The following is a 15,553-nucleotide window of genomic DNA, read 5'->3' as shown; positions in this document are numbered from 1 at the left end:
TCGTGAGGCCGATCTGGGAGGCCAATCTGGGAGGCCAATTGGGAGGAACGTCATGACGTCGACGGCGCAGGAACTGCATCCCGCCCCAACGCTGGAACCGGGCAGGACGATCCTCGAACTCAAGGGACTGGAAAAACGATATCCCGGCACGCACGCGCTGAAGCCGGTTGACCTCGCCTTCAAGGCCAGCGAAATCCACGCCATTGTCGGCGAGAACGGTGCCGGCAAATCCACCCTGATCAAGCTTTTGACCGGCGTCATGCCGCGCACCTCCGGCGATGTCATCTGGGAGGGAAAGCCGGCAGCGCTGGCGACGCCGCATGAGGCGATGGCGCTCGGCATCAATGCCGTGCACCAGGAGGTCGTTCTGTGCCGCCATCTCACTGTCGCGGCCAACATGTTCCTCGGCGAGGAGGATTCCCGCTTCGGCATCCTGCAGCAGCGGGCCATGGTCAGGGAAGCGCAGAAGATCATCGACGATCTCGGCTTCGATCTGCCGGCGCATGTCGTGCTGGGTGACCTGACCATAGGCCAGCAGCAGCTGATCGCCGCCGCCCGCGCCACCGTGCGCGGCACCAAGTTCCTGATCTTCGACGAACCGACTGCCTATCTCACCCGCAAGGAAGCCGACCAGCTGTTCACGCTGATCCGCCGGCTGAAGGGCGAAGGCGTCACCATCATCTACATCAGCCACCGCATGGAAGAGGTGTTCGAGCTCGCCGACCGCGTCTCGGTGCTGCGCGACGGCACGCTTGTCGGCACCAGGAACATCGCCGAGACCAACGACGCCGAGCTGGTCAAGATGATGATCAACCGCTCGATCGAGCAAGTCTATCACAAGGAGCATTTTACCCCGGGCGCGACGCTGCTCGAAGCCAGGAATCTTTCCGGCAAGGGCTTCGAAAATGTCTCGATGACGGTCCGTGCCGGCGAAATCGTCGGGCTCTACGGCCTGATCGGCGCCGGGCGCAGCGAGTTCGTCACCACGCTCTACGGCCGTCACCGCAAGTCGGCCGGCCAGATCCTCTGGGAGGGCAAGGAGGTTCAGGTCAACTCCGAGCATGACGCCATCAGGCTCGGCATGGCGCTGGCGCCGGAAAGCCGCCGCGACCAGGGCCTCTGCCTCAACCTGCCGGTCGGCCTCAATCTCAACCTGCCGATCTACAAGCGCATCTCCAGCAATCTGCTGATCTCCAGCGCACAGGAGAAGACCGAGGCGGATCGCCAGATCGCCAATCTCAGGATCAAGACGCCGACGCGTCACGCGCTCGCCTCCAGCCTGTCCGGCGGCAACCAGCAGAAGATCGTCATCGGCAAATGGCTGGCGCACGGCGCCAAGCTGTTCATCTTCGACGAGCCGACAGTGGGCGTCGATGTCGGCACCAAAGCAGAAATCTACCGCCTGTTCGGCGAACTGTTGTCCAAGGGCGCCGGCATCATCCTGATCTCGTCCTACCTGCCCGAGGTCTATGAACTCGCCGACACGCTGCATGTGTTCCGGCGCGGCAAGCTGGTGGCCACTCATGGTTTCCACACTGCCGACCATGAGGAGATCCTCACCCAGGCGCTGGCCGAGAAACAAGAAAAAACGGGAGGACAGATATGAGCACCGAGGCGATCGCGGCCGAAAGGCCGAAACGCAACTACAACGCCCTGTTCGGGCTGACACTGCTGGCGCTGCTGGTTCTTTTGTGGGTTATCCTGTCGGTGGCGACGCCGAGCTTCGCCTCCGCCAACAACATCTCGAACCTGCTGCGGCAAGGTTCGATGATCGCCATCCTGGCAGTCGGCCAGACCTTCGTCATCATCACCGGCGGCATCGACCTTTCCGTCGGCGCCGTGGTTGGCTTCGCCACCGTCATCGTTGCGATGCTGATCAATGCCGGCGTGCCGATTTACCTCGCCATCCTGATCACCTTGCTGGTCGGCGTCGCCATCGGCCTGTTCCACGGCTTTGGCATCGTCAAGATGGGCCTGCCGCCCTTCATCATCACGCTGGCGACGCTGACCTCGCTGCGCGGCATCGGCCTTTTGATGACCAACGGTAACTCGATCTCGATCAACAACGACGCCTTCCAGCTGTTTTCGCGCAGCTCGTTCCTCGGCGTCCCCAATCTGTTCTGGATGGTGATCCTGGTCGGCATCCCCGCCTACATCTTCCTGCATCACAGCCGCTGGGGCCGGTATCTGTTCTCGGTCGGCTCCAACGCCGAGGCCTCGCGTCTGTCCGGCGTCAACGTCCAGCGCACCATCTACATGGCCTATACGCTGTCGGGCCTCTGCGCGGCTTTTGTCGGCGTGCTGCTTGCCTCGCGCATCGGCATCGGCAATCCGACGCAGGCCGAGGGCTGGGAGTTGCAGGCGATCGCCTCGTCGGTGATCGGCGGCACCTCATTGTTCGGCGCCGTCGGCTCGGTGCACGGGCCGCTGCTCGGCGCCTTCATCCTCGCCACTATCAACAACGGCGCCAATCTCTTGAACGTCAATGCCTTCTGGCAGCGCATCATTACCGGCGTGCTGATCATCGTCATCGTCTATTTCGACGGCCTGCGCCGCCGCGGCAAATAGACCATCTTAACAACCGCCGGCCCGGCGATCGGGCCGGCGGCGCCATGAACCGACTGGATCAAAGCATGAAAGCCGTCATCTGCCGTTCGCCCGGCGATCTTGTTGTGGAAGACCGCCCGGCGCCGAGCACACCACCGCCGGGCTGGGCGCTGGTCGCGGTCAGTCATGTCGGCATCTGCGGCACCGACTATCACATCTTCGAGGGCAAGCATCCGTTCCTCGCCTATCCCCGCGTCATGGGTCACGAGGTCTCCGGCACCGTGATCGAGGCCGGCGAAGGCGTCGATCTGGCCGTCGGTGAGCCGGTGATCATCAATCCCTATCTCGCTTGCGGCAAATGCATCGCCTGCCGGCAAGGCAAGCCGAATTGCTGCGTCGGGATCGAAGTGCTCGGCGTCCACCGCGACGGCGCCATGTGCGAACGGATCCTGGTGCCGGCGCAAAATCTTTATCCGGCCAACGGCCTGTCGCTGGCCGATGCCGCCGCCGTCGAATTCCTGGCGATCGGGGCGCATGCCGTGCGGCGCTCGCTGGCTGATCCCGGCGCGCGCGCGCTGGTCATCGGCGCCGGGCCGATCGGCCTCGGCACAGCGCTGTTTGCCCGCATCGCCGGCCTCGACGTAACGTTGCTCGACATGAGTGCGGAGAGGCTGGGTTTTGCTGCAAGCGAACTCGGCTTCGCCACCCTCGACGGTTCGCGGCAGTCTGCGACCGATCTGGTGCGCGAGGCGACCAACGGCGAAGGTTTTGACGTGATTTTCGATGCCACCGGCAACACCCAGTCCGTGCAGTCAGCCTTCGCCCATGTCGCGCATGGCGGGACGCTGGTCCTGGTCAGCGTCGTCAAGGATGACATCGTCTTTTCCGATCCCGAATTCCACAAGCGTGAGATGACGCTGATCGGCAGCCGCAACGCGCTGCGCGCCGACTTCGACCATGTCGCCGCCTCGATCCGCGACGGTGCTGTGCCGCTGGCAAAGCTCGTCACCCATCGCACGACGCTTGGCGACACGCCGCGCGACCTCGCCCGCTGGGCGCACGAGAAATCGGGCCTGATCAAGGCTGTCATCCAGGTCGGATAAGACCGGACCTAAAGCGCCGATATCTTGAGCTCGACGCGCTCGGCCGGAAACCGCGTTTCGGCGAACTGGATCGGCTGGCCGTCCGGCGTGACGTTGACGGCGACCGTTACCAGCACGATGGCGCCGGGCTGCAGATCGAGATCGGCAAGGTCGGCGGCGTCCGCGTGGCGGGCCGACAGCACCGTCGATTGCCTGAGATAGTCACCGATGCCGAAACGCTGGAATGAGGCGGTCACCGATCCGGTTTCAGCCATGGCGGCATCGATGCCGGCGAAGCGAGCCGCATCGAACCAGCCGGTGGCACGCGAGACCGGTTGTCCATCGGCTTCGCCGCGTGTCTCGAGGCGAATTACATCAGAACCCCGGGCAAGCCCCAGCCCTTCGGCGACGCGCCGGCTCGCCGGCTCGACCGCCGATTCGAGCAGCACGCTGCGGCGCTCCGACGCCTGCCCTTGCAAGCCCTCCGAAAAACGGGTGCGCGCTCCGATCGGATAGGACAGGCGCTTGCGCGACAGCACAAAAGTGCCGCGCCCCTGTTCGGCCCTGAGCACGCCATCCTGCACCAGTGCGGCGATGGCGCTGCGCACCGTATGGCGGTTGACGCCATAGCGCTCGGCCAGTGCAACTTCCGGTGGCAACGCAGCATTCTCGGCAAAGTCGCCGACGGCGATCGACTGCAGGATCTGGTCGGCGATCTGCCGCCACAGCGCGACGCCGCTGCGCCGCTCCAAGCTGCTGGCCATCTGCTGACCGATCATCTCTTTGCCCCGATCTTTTTCGCGCTGTCATCCATCCGTCATGGACACGCTTTAGAAAATAGTTATAATTTGTATAATTGTCTATATCAATAGACGAATTTTCGATGCAAGGGAATGTTAACCATGCGAGGACAGGAAGCGCGCGATCAGCAGCTTGAGCGCAAGGCCGTCATGGCGACGTTGGCGCAATCGACCGGCGACGATATCGTCCGCCTCTGGAACGAAGCCGGCCTGCCTTCGGAAGCAGAGCTCCTGCGCGGCCCCGAAACCGGCCTGGTCACCGTGCGTGGCCGCATCGGCGGCGGCGGCGCGCCGTTCAACGTCGGCGAGGCGACAGTCACCCGCGCGACGGTGCGGCTTGCCTCGGGAGAAGTCGGCCACTGCTACGCGCTGGGCCGTGACAAGCAGAAAGCAAAACTGGCGGCGATCGCCGACGCGCTCTGGCAGGATCCCACCCGCCGCAACGAGGTCGAAACCAAACTCATTGCGCCGCTGCAGGCCGCACTGGCCAGCCGACGTGAGCGGCGGCGCGCCGAGACGGCGGCAACGAAGGTCGATTTCTTCACGATGGTACGCGGAGAAGACTGATGGATATCGCAACCCAGGCGATCGAGGGCGGCTTTGCCGATCCGGTGTTCGACGCCCAGACGGTGTTCCGCGCCGTGATGGACGCAATGGCGCGGCCGGGCACCCTGCAGCCTCTGCCGGTCTTTGCCCGCCCGCCGGCGCCGCTGTCGGCCACCGCAGGCGCCATCGCGCTGGCGCTGTGCGACAACGACACGCCGCTCTGGCTCGACCTCGTCTTGCAGGCCCCGGCAGCGGTGAAATCCTGGCTCGGCTTCCACACCGGCGCGCCACTAGCCCACACGCCAGCCGATGCGCATTTCGCGCTGATCGCCACGCCGGCCGAGATGATGGCGCTCGACGGCTTTTCACAAGGCACCCAGGACTATCCCGACCGCTCGACGACGCTGATCCTGCAGGTCAGCGATCTTGTCTCAGGCGCCCCGCTGCTGCTCGAAGGTCCCGGCATCGAAACAACCGCGACAATCGCGCCGGCGCAGATGCCGCGCCACTTCGTCGAACAATGGAAGCAGAACAATCAGCGTTTCCCCCGTGGTGTCGACATTATCCTCGCCACCCCGGAAGGCGTTGCCTGCCTGCCGCGCACGACGCGCATCAAGACGATGGAGGCGTGATATGTATGTCGCGGTAAAAGGCGGTGAAGCGGCCATTGCCAACGCCCACGCCCTGCTCGCCGACCGCCGCCGCGGCGACCGTTCCGTGCCGGCGCTGCGCCTCGACCAGATCGTCGAGCAGCTGGCGCTCGGCGTCGACCGGGTGATGAGCGAAGGTTCGCTCTACGACCGTGAATTGGCGGCGCTGGCCATCGTTCAGGCGCGCGGCGACATGATCGAGGCGATCTTCCTGGTTCGCGCCTATCGCACCACGCTGCCGCGCTTCGGCTACACCAGGGCCATCGACACCGGGGCGATGTTGGTCGAGCGGCGCGTGTCGGCGACCTACAAGGATCTGCCCGGCGGCCAGTTGCTCGGCCCGACCTTCGACTACACGCATAGGCTGCTCGATCCCGAGCTTGCCGCCGGCGGCGATGTCGCCGAGCCGCTGCAGCGCGCCAGCGACGCGGAAGCCATGCCGCGCGTCTCCGCCATCCTCGCCCGCGAAGGCCTGATCGAGCCCGACGGCGACATGCCGCAGGACCATATCCCCGGCGACATCACCCGCGAGCCGCTGGAATTCCCGATGGCGCGCGACATCCGCCTGCAGGCGCTGTCACGCGGCGACGAGGGTTTTTTGCTGGCGCTCGGCTATTCCACCCAGCGCGGCTATGCTCGCAACCATCCGTTCGTCGGCGAGGTTCGCATCGGCGAGGTCGAGCTGGAACTCGACGTGCCGGAGCTGCCTTTCGCCGTACCGCTGGGTACTGCGCGTGTCACCGAGTGCCAGATGGTCAACCAGTTCAAGGGCTCGGCCAAGGCGCCGCCGCAATTCACCCGCGGCTACGGCCTCGTCTTCGGCCAGAGCGAGCGCAAGGCGATGGCCATGGCGCTATGTGACCGGGCGCTTCGCGCAACCGAATTCGGCGAAGATGTCGTCGCCGCTGCCCAGGACGGGGAATTCGTCATCTCGCATTCCGACAATGTCCAGGCGACCGGCTTCGTCGAGCATCTGAAGCTGCCGCACTATGTCGACTTCCAGGCCGAGCTCGACCTGGTGCGCCGCATGCGCGCCGAGCACGACGCCCGCGAGAATGGCAAGATGGAAGAAAAAAGGGAGGCCGCGGAATGACCGCACAACCGACCGACATCGCCACCTACAACTTCGCCTATCTCGACGAACAGACCAAGCGGATGATCCGCCGCGCGATCCTCAAGGGCATCGCCATTCCCGGCTATCAGGTGCCGTTCGCCTCGCGCGAAATGCCGATGCCCTATGGCTGGGGCACCGGCGGCGTCCAGGTTACCGCTTCGATCATCGGCCCCGACGATGTGCTGAAGGTCATCGACCAGGGCGCCGACGATACCACCAATGCGGTTTCGATCCGCGCCTTCTTCAAGAAGGTCGCCAATGTCGCCGTCACCACCGACACGGCGAAGGCGACCATCATCCAGACCCGCCACCGCATCCCCGAGCACCCGCTGACCGCAGGCCAGGTGCTGGTCTATCAGGTGCCGATTCCCGAGCCGCTGCGCTTCCTCGAGCCGCGCGAGACGGAAACGCGCAAAATGCATGCGCTGGAGGAATACGGCCTCATGCATGTAAAACTCTACGAAGACATCGCCCGGCATGGCCGCATCGCCACCACCTATGCCTACCCGGTCAAGGTCGAGGGTCGCTATGTGATGGACCCGTCGCCGACGCCAAAGTTCGATAACCCGAAAATGCACCGTTCGCCGGCCCTGCAACTGTTCGGTGCCGGCCGCGAAAAGCGCATCTATGCGCTGCCGCCTTTCACCGACGTAGTCAGCCTCGACTTCGAGGACCATCCGTTCGAGGTGCAGACCTTCGACCAGCCCTGCGCACTGTGCGCGGCCGAGAACGTCTATCTCGACGAGGTCATCCTCGACGACCATGGTGGCCACATGTTCGTCTGCTCCGATACCGACCATTGCGAGAAGCGGCGCGAGCAAGGCCATCGCGGCCACCTTGCGCCCGAGACCCCTCCTGCCCTGGAAAAAAGGGAGCCGGCGCAATGACCGACGAACCGCTGCTGCGCGTTTCCGCGCTGTCCAAGTTCTACGGCTCGCGCATTGGTTGCGAGAACGTCAGCTTCGACCTGTGGCCGGGCGAGGTGCTGGCGGTGGTCGGCGAATCCGGTTCCGGCAAGACGACGCTGCTCAACTGCCTGTCGACCAGATTGCTGCCGAGCTCCGGCACCGCCAGCTACCGCATGCGCGACGGCCAGTTCCGCGAGCTTTACCGCATGAGCGAGGCCGAGCGCCGCTTCCTGATGCGCACCGACTGGGGTTTTGTCCATCAGAACCCCGCCGACGGGCTGCGCATGACGGTCTCGGCCGGCGCCAATGTCGGCGAGCGGCTGATGGCGGTCGGCGATCGCCACTATGGCAAAATCCGCGCTACCGCCGTCGACTGGCTGTCGCGCGTCGAGATCGACGAGGACCGTATCGACGACGAACCGCGGGCCTTTTCCGGCGGCATGCGCCAGCGCCTGCAGATCGCCCGCAACCTCGTCACCGGGCCGCGGCTGGTGTTCATGGACGAGCCGACCGGCGGCCTCGACGTTTCCGTGCAGGCGCGCCTGCTCGACCTGTTGCGCGGCCTGGTCACCGATCTCGGCCTGGCGGCGATCGTCGTCACCCACGACCTTGCGGTGGCGCGTCTGCTGTCGCAACGCATGATGGTGATGAAGGACGGCCGCGTCGTCGAAAGCGGCCTCACCGACCGCGTGCTTGACGATCCCCGCGCGCCCTACACCCAGCTTCTCGTTTCTTCCATTCTGCAGGTGTGATCATGGCAACCCCGCTCGTCGTCTCCGATGTCGCCAAGAGCTTCACCATGCATCTGCGCGACGGCATCAGACTGCCGGTCGTCGCCGGCGTGTCGTTCTCGATCAGGAGCGGCGAATGCGCCGTGCTCGGCGGCCCCTCCGGCGCCGGCAAGAGCTCGATCCTGAAGATGCTCTACGGCAACTATGCCGTCGATGCAGGCCAGATCATCGTCCAGCACGAGGACGGGCTCATCGATCTGGCGACGGCCAGCCCACGCACCGTGCTTGCCGTGCGCCGGCTCACGATCGGCTATGTCAGCCAGTTCCTGCGCACAGTGCCGCGCGTCTCGGCGCTGGATGTCGTCGCCGAACCGCTGGTCGAGCGCGGCGAGGACCGCGAGGTCGCGCGCGGCAAGGCACGCGCCTTGCTGGCGCAACTCAACCTGCCGGAAAAGCTCTGGGCACTGCCGCCGGCGACCTTTTCCGGCGGCGAGCAGCAGCGCGTCAACATCGCGCGCGGCTTCATCACCGAGCACCCGATCCTGCTGCTCGACGAACCGACCGCCTCGCTCGACGCCAGCAACCGTGACGTGGTGATTGCGCTGATCGCGGCCAAGAAGGCGGCCGGCGTCGCCCTACTTGGCATCTTCCACGACCACGACGTGCGCGAGGCAGTGGCCGACCGCGTCATCGACGTGACCGCTTTTGCCGCCGGGAAAATCGCCGCATGACCAGAAAACTGTCGGAAACGCCGCTTGTCCACGAGACAGCGGAAGTCGACAACTCGACGCTCGGCCGCTGGACCGAGATCGCCGAACGCTGCCGGCTTTCGGAAAGTACGCTCGGCGACTATTCCTACATGATGCAGGACTGCAGCGCCTGGTGCGCGACGATCGGCAAATTCGCCAACATCGCCGCCAGCGTGCGCATCAACGCCACCAACCATCCGACCTGGCGGCCGACGCTGCACCATTTCACCTATCGCGCCTCTGACTACTGGGACGACGCCGAGCACGAGAGCGAATTCTTTGCCCAGCGCCGCGCCAAACGGGTCACCATCGGCCACGACACCTGGCTTGGCCACGGCTCGACCATCCTGCCCGGCGTCAGCGTCGGCGACGGTGCGGCGGTCGGCGCCGGCGCCGTGGTGTCGAAAGACGTCGCGCCCTACACCATCGTCGGCGGCGTGCCGGCCAAACCGATCCGCGAACGCTTCGACCGCCGCACTGCGGAACGCTATCGGGCACTTGCCTGGTGGGATTGGGACCACGCCCGCCTGCGCGCCGCGCTCGACGATTTTCGCGCGCTTTCGGCGGAAGCATTTCTGGAAAAATACGGCAGTTGGTGAATGGTCAATAGTGAATGGCGGCAGGGAAGCCGTTCTTATCACCATTCACCATTCACCATTCACCATTCACCATTCACCATTCACCATTCACCATTCACCATTCACCATTCACCATTCACTTGATCGAACCGCGTCCGCCGGCTCGCCCCTTCCAGGCTGTGGACGGTAACAAAACTGACATCAATCCGACACCGCGGTTTCACGCGGCTGCGCTAGCCAAGGTTAACAGACCTTCAACTGCGACTGGACTGGAACCTGCTCTATGCCAGCAATCTCAGCCACGCTCGAAATCCGCGGCGTCACCCGTCGGTTTGGCAGGAACACCGCCGTCAGCAATGTCGACATCTCGATCCCGCACGGCCAAATGGTCGGAATCATCGGCCGCTCGGGCGCCGGCAAGTCGACGCTTTTGCGCATGATCAACCGCCTCATCGATCCGAGCCAGGGCTCGATTTTCTTTGACGGCGCCGAAGTCTCCAGCCTGCGCGGCTCGCTGCTCAGGCGCTGGCAGCGCGATTGCGCCATGATCTTTCAGCAATTCAACCTGGTGCCGCGCCTCGACGTGCTGACCAATGTGCTGCTCGGCCGGCTCAATCACCGCTCGACCGTTGTCAATCTGCTCGGTGTCTTCTCCCGCGAGGAACGGGCCGAGGCGATCGCGGCGCTCGAGCGTCTCGACATCGCCCGCACGGCGCTGCAGCCGGCCGGCACCTTGTCCGGCGGCCAGCAGCAGCGCGTCGCGATTGCCCGCGCCATGATGCAGCAGCCGAAAGTCATCCTCGCCGACGAGCCGATCGCCTCGCTCGACCCGCTCAACGCCAAGGTGGTGATGGATTCGCTGCAGGACATCAATCTGCGCGAGGGCCTCACCGTGGTCACCAATCTGCACACGCTGGATACCGCGCGCACCTATTGCAACCGCATCATCGGCATGGCCGCCGGCAAGGTGGTGTTCGACGGCCCGCCCGAAGAGCTCAATCGGGAGGCCGTGCGCATGGTCTATGGCGCCGACAGCAATGGCGGCGAAATCTCCGAGGCGATCACTTCGACCAGCGTCACCATCAAGCAAAAGATCGTCGCATCCGCCGGACCGCTCGAGCCCGCATTTCCCGGCTACTAGGTCCACGATCCGGCAAATGGATACCGGTATACGAGTATACGAAAGCAGACGACGAAAGAGCGCCTGGACCGCCAGTCCGCATCAAGGCCGGGCATAACAAAGCGCCGTCAAAATTCGAACGCTGCCGGCGCGATGCCGGAACCAACAGGAGAGACGCGAAATGTTTAGAAAAATACTTTTCGGTGCCGTTTCCATCCTCGCCATGGCGATGGGCGCAGTCCAGGCACAGGACCTGAAAGAATTCCGCGTCGGCATTCTGGGCGGCGAGAACGAAGCCGACCGCCTGCGCAACTACCAGTGCTTCGCCGACCACATCAAGCAAGTCCTCGGCGTCGAAAAAGTTTCGCTGTTCCCGGCCGCCGACTACGACGGCGTCATCCAGGGCCTGCTCGGCGGCACGCTCGACTTTGCCGAACTCGGCGCTTCCGCCTACGCCAAGGTCTATCTCGAAAACAAGGACGCGGTTCAACCGATCCTGACGACGATCCAGACCGACGGCTCGACCGGCTACCGTGCGGTCATGGTCGCTCGGGCTGATTCCGGCATCAAGACGCTCGCCGACATGAAGGGCAAGAAACTCGGTTTCGCCGATCCCGATTCGACCTCCGGTTACCTGATCCCGGTCACGTCACTGCCCAAGGACATCGGCATGGATGTGAAGAGCTACTTCGCGTCGACCGGTTTCGGCGGCGGCCATGAACAGCTTGTCCTTGAAGTCCTGAAGGGCACGTTCGATGCCGGCACCACCTGGGCCTCCGGCGTCGGCGACTTCAACGACGGCTACAGCTCGGGCAATCTGCGCAAGATGGTCGACAAGGGCGTCCTCAAGATGGATGACCTCGTCGAACTGTGGCAGTCGCCCCTGATCCCGAACGGCCCGCTGGTATTGCGTACGTCGATCGACGCCGGCACCAGGCAGAAGATCACCGATTTCCTGACCAAGCTTCCGGAAACCGATCCGGCCTGTTTCTCGGCAATTCAAGGCGGCGATTACAAGGGCTATTCACCGGTCACCCCGGAATTCTACCAGCCGATCATCGACGCCCGTAAGGCGAAGATCGGCTCGTAGAAACAAACTGCCACAACGCCGCCGGGGCCATGTGCCGCCGGCGGCGTTGCCGCATCAGGGGCCGGGAAAAACATCGATGAGTGCGACCGAAATTTACCGCGCGCCCGCGCTTTCACCGGAGGGAGCCACCGTTGAGCGGCACTGGCGCGATCTTGCCGCCCGCCGGCGCCTTTACACGATCGGCGGCCTGGTTTTCCTGTTTCTTGCACTCTCCGGCTCGCTCTGGTTTGCCAACGAAACCAACGCCGGAAAGTTCTTCGACCGCCTTCCCTACGTCGCCGACTTTTTCGCCGAGTTGAAGCCGCGCGACTGGTTCGACCCGGCGCGTGCGCTGTTCGACCTGCCGTCCCCCTATGACGACGGCAGCCTCAAGTTCGACTACCCGGAAGGCCGGGTCTACCTGACCCAGGGCATCTACATTCCGGAGTATTTCCACCGGATGATCGAGACGCTGAACATCGCCCTGTTTTCGACGCTGGTGGGCGCCACATTCGGTTTCCTGCTCTGCTTCTTCGCTGCAGGCAATATCACGGCCAGCCGCTGGCTCCGTTTCGCTATCCGCCGCTTCCTTGAAATTGTCCGCGCGTTTCCGGAAATTGTCATTGCCGGCTTTTTTCTGGCGATTTTCTCGCTAGGGCCGATTCCTGCGATCATTGCGGTCAGCATCCATACCGTCGGCGCGCTCGGAAAAATGTTCTTCGAAGTCGTCGAAAATGCCGACATGAAACCTGAGGAAGGCTTGCGCGCCGTGGGCGCCAATTGGGTCGAGCGGGTGTGGTTCGGCATCGTGCCCCAGGTCCTGCCCAACTTCATCAGCTATTTCCTGCTCCGCTTCGAGATCAATGTGCGCGCTTCGACCATACTTGGCGCCGTCGGCGCCGGCGGCATCGGCGAATCCCTGCGTCTTTCGATCGGCCGGGGCCATGAGGCCAAGACCATCGCCATCGTCTTCCTGCTGTTCTGCACGATTGTCGCCGTCGACCAGCTTTCGGCATGGCTGAGACATCGTCTTGTCGGCCGGCAGGCGTTCGCGTACGGGCGCGGAGAATAAGAAAATGAAAGCCGATGCCATCAACGACATCGCCGCTCGCCACCCGGACGCGTTCCGGCGCTCGCTGTGGAAGCGCTATGCCACCCCGATCGGCATCCTTCTTTGCATTCTCTACACCTTCTACTGCGCCTGGTTCTTCTCGGTCGCCGCCGTTCTGGAAAAGGCGAACTGGAACCTTGCCGGCGCTTATCTCGCCGACTGGGTGTCTTACGAAATCCGGCCCGACATCGAATTCAAGGACAATCATCTGACAATCGACTACTCCCGCTTCTCCAAGCTGGGATCCAATCCAGATCCCGACTGGGTGGCCAAGCAGATCGCCGTCATCGAGCGGCAGGTCGAGGCAGCGCCGGCACCGGCGACCGCGACCAACAAGTCGTCGCAGGATTCGTTCATGGCGCCTGGTGCGCCAACTGCCGAGAACCCGACCGCCCCCTCGGGCCAATCCGCTCCTGCGGTGCCTGAAACGGTGCGCGAAAACGCCGTCGTGGCGGCGACCGTCACCCTTGGCAATGGCCGGATCGCCGTCACGCCAAACCTGGTCACCGTGACGCGCGGCGCCGAAAGCGTCGTCTTTGACATCGCCAAGGGCAGCTCTGTGACACCGCGCACACCGCTGCCTGACTGGATCGAGCAACGCAGGCCAGGCTCGACAGCCTATGTCTCGTTCGGATTTCTCGGCCGCGCTGAGGTGCAGAACGACGAGGTGGTCGCCTGGCGACGTTTCTTCGGTTGGGCCAATTTCGTGTTTGACACGAACTCGCCATTCTGGGGAAAGCCGTTCGGCGAGGTCGCTTCACTGATCGTTTCCGGGGCACGCATCGACCCGTCGCGGTCAAACGCGGCGCTCGCCTGGGACAACATTTTGAACAACGCCGAGTGGCAGCACGGCGACGTCTGGCTGAAACTCTTACAGACCATCGTCATGGCTTTCGTCGGCACCGTGCTGGCCTCGATCGTCGCCTTTCCACTCGCATTCCTGGCTGCGCGCAACGTCACACCGAGCCGCATAGCCAACCAGGTGACAAAGCGCTTCTTCGATTTCCTGCGCTCGGTCGACATGCTGATCTGGGCGCTGTTTTTTACGCGCGGCTTTGGTCCTGGGCCGCTGGCCGGCATGTCGGCTATCTTCTTCACCGACACCGGAACCCTGGGCAAACTTTATTCCGAGGCGCTGGAGAACATCGACGACAAGCAGCGCGAGGGCATCCGCTCGGTTGGCGCCACCCCGGCAATGGTGCAGCGCTACGGCGTGCTGCCCCAGGTTCTGCCGGTATTCCTCAGCCAATCCCTTTATTTCTGGGAATCGAACATCCGGTCAGCGACGATCATCGGCGCTGTCGGCGCCGGCGGCATCGGCCTGAAATTGTGGGAGGCCATGCGCACCAACACCAACTGGGCCAATGTTTTCTACATGGTTCTGCTGATCCTGCTTGTCGTTTTTATCTTCGACAGCATCTCCAGCTATCTCCGCCGCAAGCTGATGGGGACCGTCGCAAACAGCAATGATGAGCGGCGCGTTTCCGCCCGGCCGCCGGCAGTTCAGATCGCCTGAGAGAAAGGCTGCGTCCAGGCACCAGCCTTTTTCCAGCCGCTCTTGATGTGCTTGTAGCCGTCGCGGTAGACGGCTTCCGGGCTTTCCGAAAAATCGCGCCACACCTTGGTAGCCGCCGCCAAATCTTTCAGCGAGCGGCCGAAGGCCTCGATCGTCAGCCAGTCGTCATAGCCGCTCTTGCGGATGGCCGAGAACGTCTCTTGCCACGGAATATGGCCGCGCCCCGGCACGCCGCGATCATTCTCCGAAATATGGATATGAACGACATTTTTGCGGTTGCGCGTATAGGCGCCGATCGCGTCCGTCTCTTCGATATTGGCGTGGAAAGTGTCGTACATCGCCTTGATGTGCGGCCGGCCGATTGCGTCGACATGCTCCGACAGATCGTCCATCGTGTTGAGCAGATAGCACTCGAAGCGGTTGAGCGCCTCCAGCCCGATGGTGACGTTCTTGTTGCCGGCATGGTCGCCGATGGCGCGTTGCGAGGCGACGGAGCGCTTTTTCTCCGCCGCTGTCGGCCCACTGCCGGAAAAGGCGCCGAGCGTCGAATGCAGCGGGCCGCTCAGCGTTCTGGCGCCAAGCGCATGTGTGCAGTCGATCGCCCATTTCATATAATCGATGCCGGCCTTGCGCGTTAAGGCATCGGCCGAGATCAAATTCATCGCCGGATCGCCCATCGCCGAAACGGCGGTGCGCTCTAGCCCGATGCGGTCGAGCAGCGTGCCGAGCTTCTTGTAATCGTCCGGCGTGCCGGCAAAGATCGGTATCTCGACGCCGTCGAAGCCGGTCGCCTTGATATCCCTGAGCAGCGGCTCGTGTTTCTTCGACACGGCCGTCGTCCACAAAAACATGCACATGCCGATTTTCATCGACGCCCCCTCCCTTTTTGACGGCCGGCTGGCTCCTCCGCCGACTTCGCCATAAGCCCCCTCATCCGGCCGCTTCGCGGCCACCTTCTCCCCGAGGGGAGAGGTCGGATTGCCCCGAATTGCCCTTGCAATTCGGTTGGCAATCCGGGTGAGGGGGCGCAGC

Annotated in this window: 16 protein-coding genes; 14 read left to right on the top strand and 2 right to left on the bottom strand. The window is 63.7% G+C overall.

All coding sequences use genetic code 11. The features are described 5' to 3' along the window. Window positions 1-52 precede the first annotated feature (52 nt). From AC0L2V_RS28240 to AC0L2V_RS28230, 3 genes are all read left to right on the top strand, one after another. Window positions 53-1,606 (top strand): sugar ABC transporter ATP-binding protein, encoded by a 1,554-nt coding sequence (locus AC0L2V_RS28240; protein WP_473521792.1) that lies wholly within the window; start codon window positions 53-55, stop codon window positions 1,604-1,606. Then, the gene (locus AC0L2V_RS28235) at window positions 1,603-2,568 is read left to right on the top strand and encodes an ABC transporter permease (RefSeq protein WP_091595434.1); all 966 of its coding nucleotides are present in this window, start codon (window positions 1,603-1,605) and stop codon (window positions 2,566-2,568) included. The genes AC0L2V_RS28240 and AC0L2V_RS28235 overlap by 4 nt, the downstream gene beginning before the upstream one ends. A 65-nt stretch (window positions 2,569-2,633) precedes the next feature. Next, window positions 2,634-3,650, top strand: coding sequence for a zinc-binding alcohol dehydrogenase family protein (locus tag AC0L2V_RS28230; RefSeq protein WP_473521791.1), 1,017 nt, complete (start codon window positions 2,634-2,636; stop codon window positions 3,648-3,650). An 8-nt stretch (window positions 3,651-3,658) separates the two neighbouring features. Here AC0L2V_RS28230 and phnF read toward each other — a convergent pair whose 3' ends face one another. Next, on the bottom strand, window positions 3,659-4,408 hold the full coding sequence (gene phnF, locus AC0L2V_RS28225) for a phosphonate metabolism transcriptional regulator PhnF (RefSeq protein WP_473521790.1): 750 nt from the start codon (window positions 4,406-4,408) through the stop codon (window positions 3,659-3,661). 123 nt (window positions 4,409-4,531) lie between these two features. Here phnF and phnG point away from each other — a divergent pair, with 123 nt between their 5' ends. The 11 genes from phnG to phnE (AC0L2V_RS28170) all read left to right on the top strand — a co-directional run bounded on the left by phnG (window position 4,532) and on the right by phnE (AC0L2V_RS28170) (window position 14,521). Next, window positions 4,532-4,996 (top strand): phosphonate C-P lyase system protein PhnG, encoded by a 465-nt coding sequence (gene phnG / locus AC0L2V_RS28220; RefSeq protein WP_473521789.1) that lies wholly within the window; start codon window positions 4,532-4,534, stop codon window positions 4,994-4,996. Continuing rightward, window positions 4,996-5,607 carry a phosphonate C-P lyase system protein PhnH gene (gene phnH / locus AC0L2V_RS28215; protein WP_091595426.1) on the top strand — a complete coding sequence of 204 codons (612 nt, stop codon included), beginning with the start codon at window positions 4,996-4,998 and terminating at the stop codon, window positions 5,605-5,607. The genes phnG and phnH overlap by 1 nt, the downstream gene beginning before the upstream one ends. 1 nt (window position 5,608) lies before the next feature. Beyond that, window positions 5,609-6,718, top strand: coding sequence for a carbon-phosphorus lyase complex subunit (locus AC0L2V_RS28210; protein WP_473521788.1), 1,110 nt, complete (start codon window positions 5,609-5,611; stop codon window positions 6,716-6,718). Next, window positions 6,715-7,626 carry an alpha-D-ribose 1-methylphosphonate 5-phosphate C-P-lyase PhnJ gene (locus tag AC0L2V_RS28205; protein ID WP_287245869.1) on the top strand — a complete coding sequence of 304 codons (912 nt, stop codon included), beginning with the start codon at window positions 6,715-6,717 and terminating at the stop codon, window positions 7,624-7,626. The genes AC0L2V_RS28210 and AC0L2V_RS28205 overlap by 4 nt, the downstream gene beginning before the upstream one ends. Continuing rightward, on the top strand, window positions 7,623-8,399 hold the full coding sequence (gene phnK / locus AC0L2V_RS28200) for a phosphonate C-P lyase system protein PhnK (protein ID WP_091595419.1): 777 nt from the start codon (window positions 7,623-7,625) through the stop codon (window positions 8,397-8,399). The genes AC0L2V_RS28205 and phnK overlap by 4 nt, the downstream gene beginning before the upstream one ends. Window positions 8,400-8,401: 2 nt before the next feature. Beyond that, window positions 8,402-9,109 (top strand): phosphonate C-P lyase system protein PhnL, encoded by a 708-nt coding sequence (gene phnL / locus AC0L2V_RS28195; protein ID WP_292554734.1) that lies wholly within the window; start codon window positions 8,402-8,404, stop codon window positions 9,107-9,109. Beyond that, entirely contained in the window at window positions 9,106-9,726 is a 621-nt protein-coding gene (locus AC0L2V_RS28190) for a DapH/DapD/GlmU-related protein (RefSeq protein WP_473521787.1), read from the top strand. Before phnL ends, AC0L2V_RS28190 begins: the two co-directional genes overlap by 4 nt. A 262-nt stretch (window positions 9,727-9,988) precedes the next feature. After that, complete coding sequence (phnC, locus tag AC0L2V_RS28185) at window positions 9,989-10,846, top strand: phosphonate ABC transporter ATP-binding protein (RefSeq protein WP_473521786.1); 858 nt, start codon at window positions 9,989-9,991, stop codon at window positions 10,844-10,846. Window positions 10,847-11,006: 160 nt separating this feature from the next. Then, window positions 11,007-11,915 (top strand): phosphonate ABC transporter substrate-binding protein, encoded by a 909-nt coding sequence (gene phnD, locus AC0L2V_RS28180; protein ID WP_202365879.1) that lies wholly within the window; start codon window positions 11,007-11,009, stop codon window positions 11,913-11,915. 76 nt (window positions 11,916-11,991) lie between these two features. Then, entirely contained in the window at window positions 11,992-12,966 is a 975-nt protein-coding gene (gene phnE, locus AC0L2V_RS28175) for a phosphonate ABC transporter, permease protein PhnE (protein ID WP_473521785.1), read from the top strand. 4 nt (window positions 12,967-12,970) lie between these two features. Further along, on the top strand, window positions 12,971-14,521 hold the full coding sequence (phnE, locus tag AC0L2V_RS28170) for a phosphonate ABC transporter, permease protein PhnE (RefSeq protein ID WP_473521784.1): 1,551 nt from the start codon (window positions 12,971-12,973) through the stop codon (window positions 14,519-14,521). Here the strand turns inward: phnE (AC0L2V_RS28170) and AC0L2V_RS28165 are convergent. Further along, window positions 14,509-15,390: a sugar phosphate isomerase/epimerase family protein gene (locus AC0L2V_RS28165; protein WP_473521783.1), complete on the bottom strand. Its 882-nt coding sequence runs from the start codon at window positions 15,388-15,390 to the stop codon at window positions 14,509-14,511. The two genes, phnE (AC0L2V_RS28170) and AC0L2V_RS28165, sit on opposite strands and share 13 nt — an antisense overlap. Between the last annotated feature and the right edge of the window lie 163 nt (window positions 15,391-15,553).

The organism is Mesorhizobium sp. WSM4814, assembly GCF_055811595.1.
This window is presented reverse-complemented; position numbering and strand designations above follow the sequence as displayed.

Bases quoted from the DNA above. Each gene is read 5' to 3' on its own strand.
- AC0L2V_RS28240 (WP_473521792.1), top strand. From the start codon at position 53: ATGACGTCGACGGCGCAGGAACTGCATCCCGCCCCAACGCTGGAACCG.
- AC0L2V_RS28235 (WP_091595434.1), top strand. From the start codon at position 1,603: ATGAGCACCGAGGCGATCGCGGCCGAAAGGCCGAAACGCAACTACAAC.
- AC0L2V_RS28230 (WP_473521791.1), top strand. From the start codon at position 2,634: ATGAAAGCCGTCATCTGCCGTTCGCCCGGCGATCTTGTTGTGGAAGAC.
- phnF (WP_473521790.1), bottom strand. From the start codon at position 4,408: ATGATCGGTCAGCAGATGGCCAGCAGCTTGGAGCGGCGCAGCGGCGTC.
- phnG (WP_473521789.1), top strand. From the start codon at position 4,532: ATGCGAGGACAGGAAGCGCGCGATCAGCAGCTTGAGCGCAAGGCCGTC.
- phnH (WP_091595426.1), top strand. From the start codon at position 4,996: ATGGATATCGCAACCCAGGCGATCGAGGGCGGCTTTGCCGATCCGGTG.
- AC0L2V_RS28210 (WP_473521788.1), top strand. From the start codon at position 5,609: ATGTATGTCGCGGTAAAAGGCGGTGAAGCGGCCATTGCCAACGCCCAC.
- AC0L2V_RS28205 (WP_287245869.1), top strand. From the start codon at position 6,715: ATGACCGCACAACCGACCGACATCGCCACCTACAACTTCGCCTATCTC.
- phnK (WP_091595419.1), top strand. From the start codon at position 7,623: ATGACCGACGAACCGCTGCTGCGCGTTTCCGCGCTGTCCAAGTTCTAC.
- phnL (WP_292554734.1), top strand. From the start codon at position 8,402: ATGGCAACCCCGCTCGTCGTCTCCGATGTCGCCAAGAGCTTCACCATG.
- AC0L2V_RS28190 (WP_473521787.1), top strand. From the start codon at position 9,106: ATGACCAGAAAACTGTCGGAAACGCCGCTTGTCCACGAGACAGCGGAA.
- phnC (WP_473521786.1), top strand. From the start codon at position 9,989: ATGCCAGCAATCTCAGCCACGCTCGAAATCCGCGGCGTCACCCGTCGG.
- phnD (WP_202365879.1), top strand. From the start codon at position 11,007: ATGTTTAGAAAAATACTTTTCGGTGCCGTTTCCATCCTCGCCATGGCG.
- phnE (WP_473521785.1), top strand. From the start codon at position 11,992: ATGAGTGCGACCGAAATTTACCGCGCGCCCGCGCTTTCACCGGAGGGA.
- phnE (WP_473521784.1), top strand. From the start codon at position 12,971: ATGAAAGCCGATGCCATCAACGACATCGCCGCTCGCCACCCGGACGCG.
- AC0L2V_RS28165 (WP_473521783.1), bottom strand. From the start codon at position 15,390: ATGAAAATCGGCATGTGCATGTTTTTGTGGACGACGGCCGTGTCGAAG.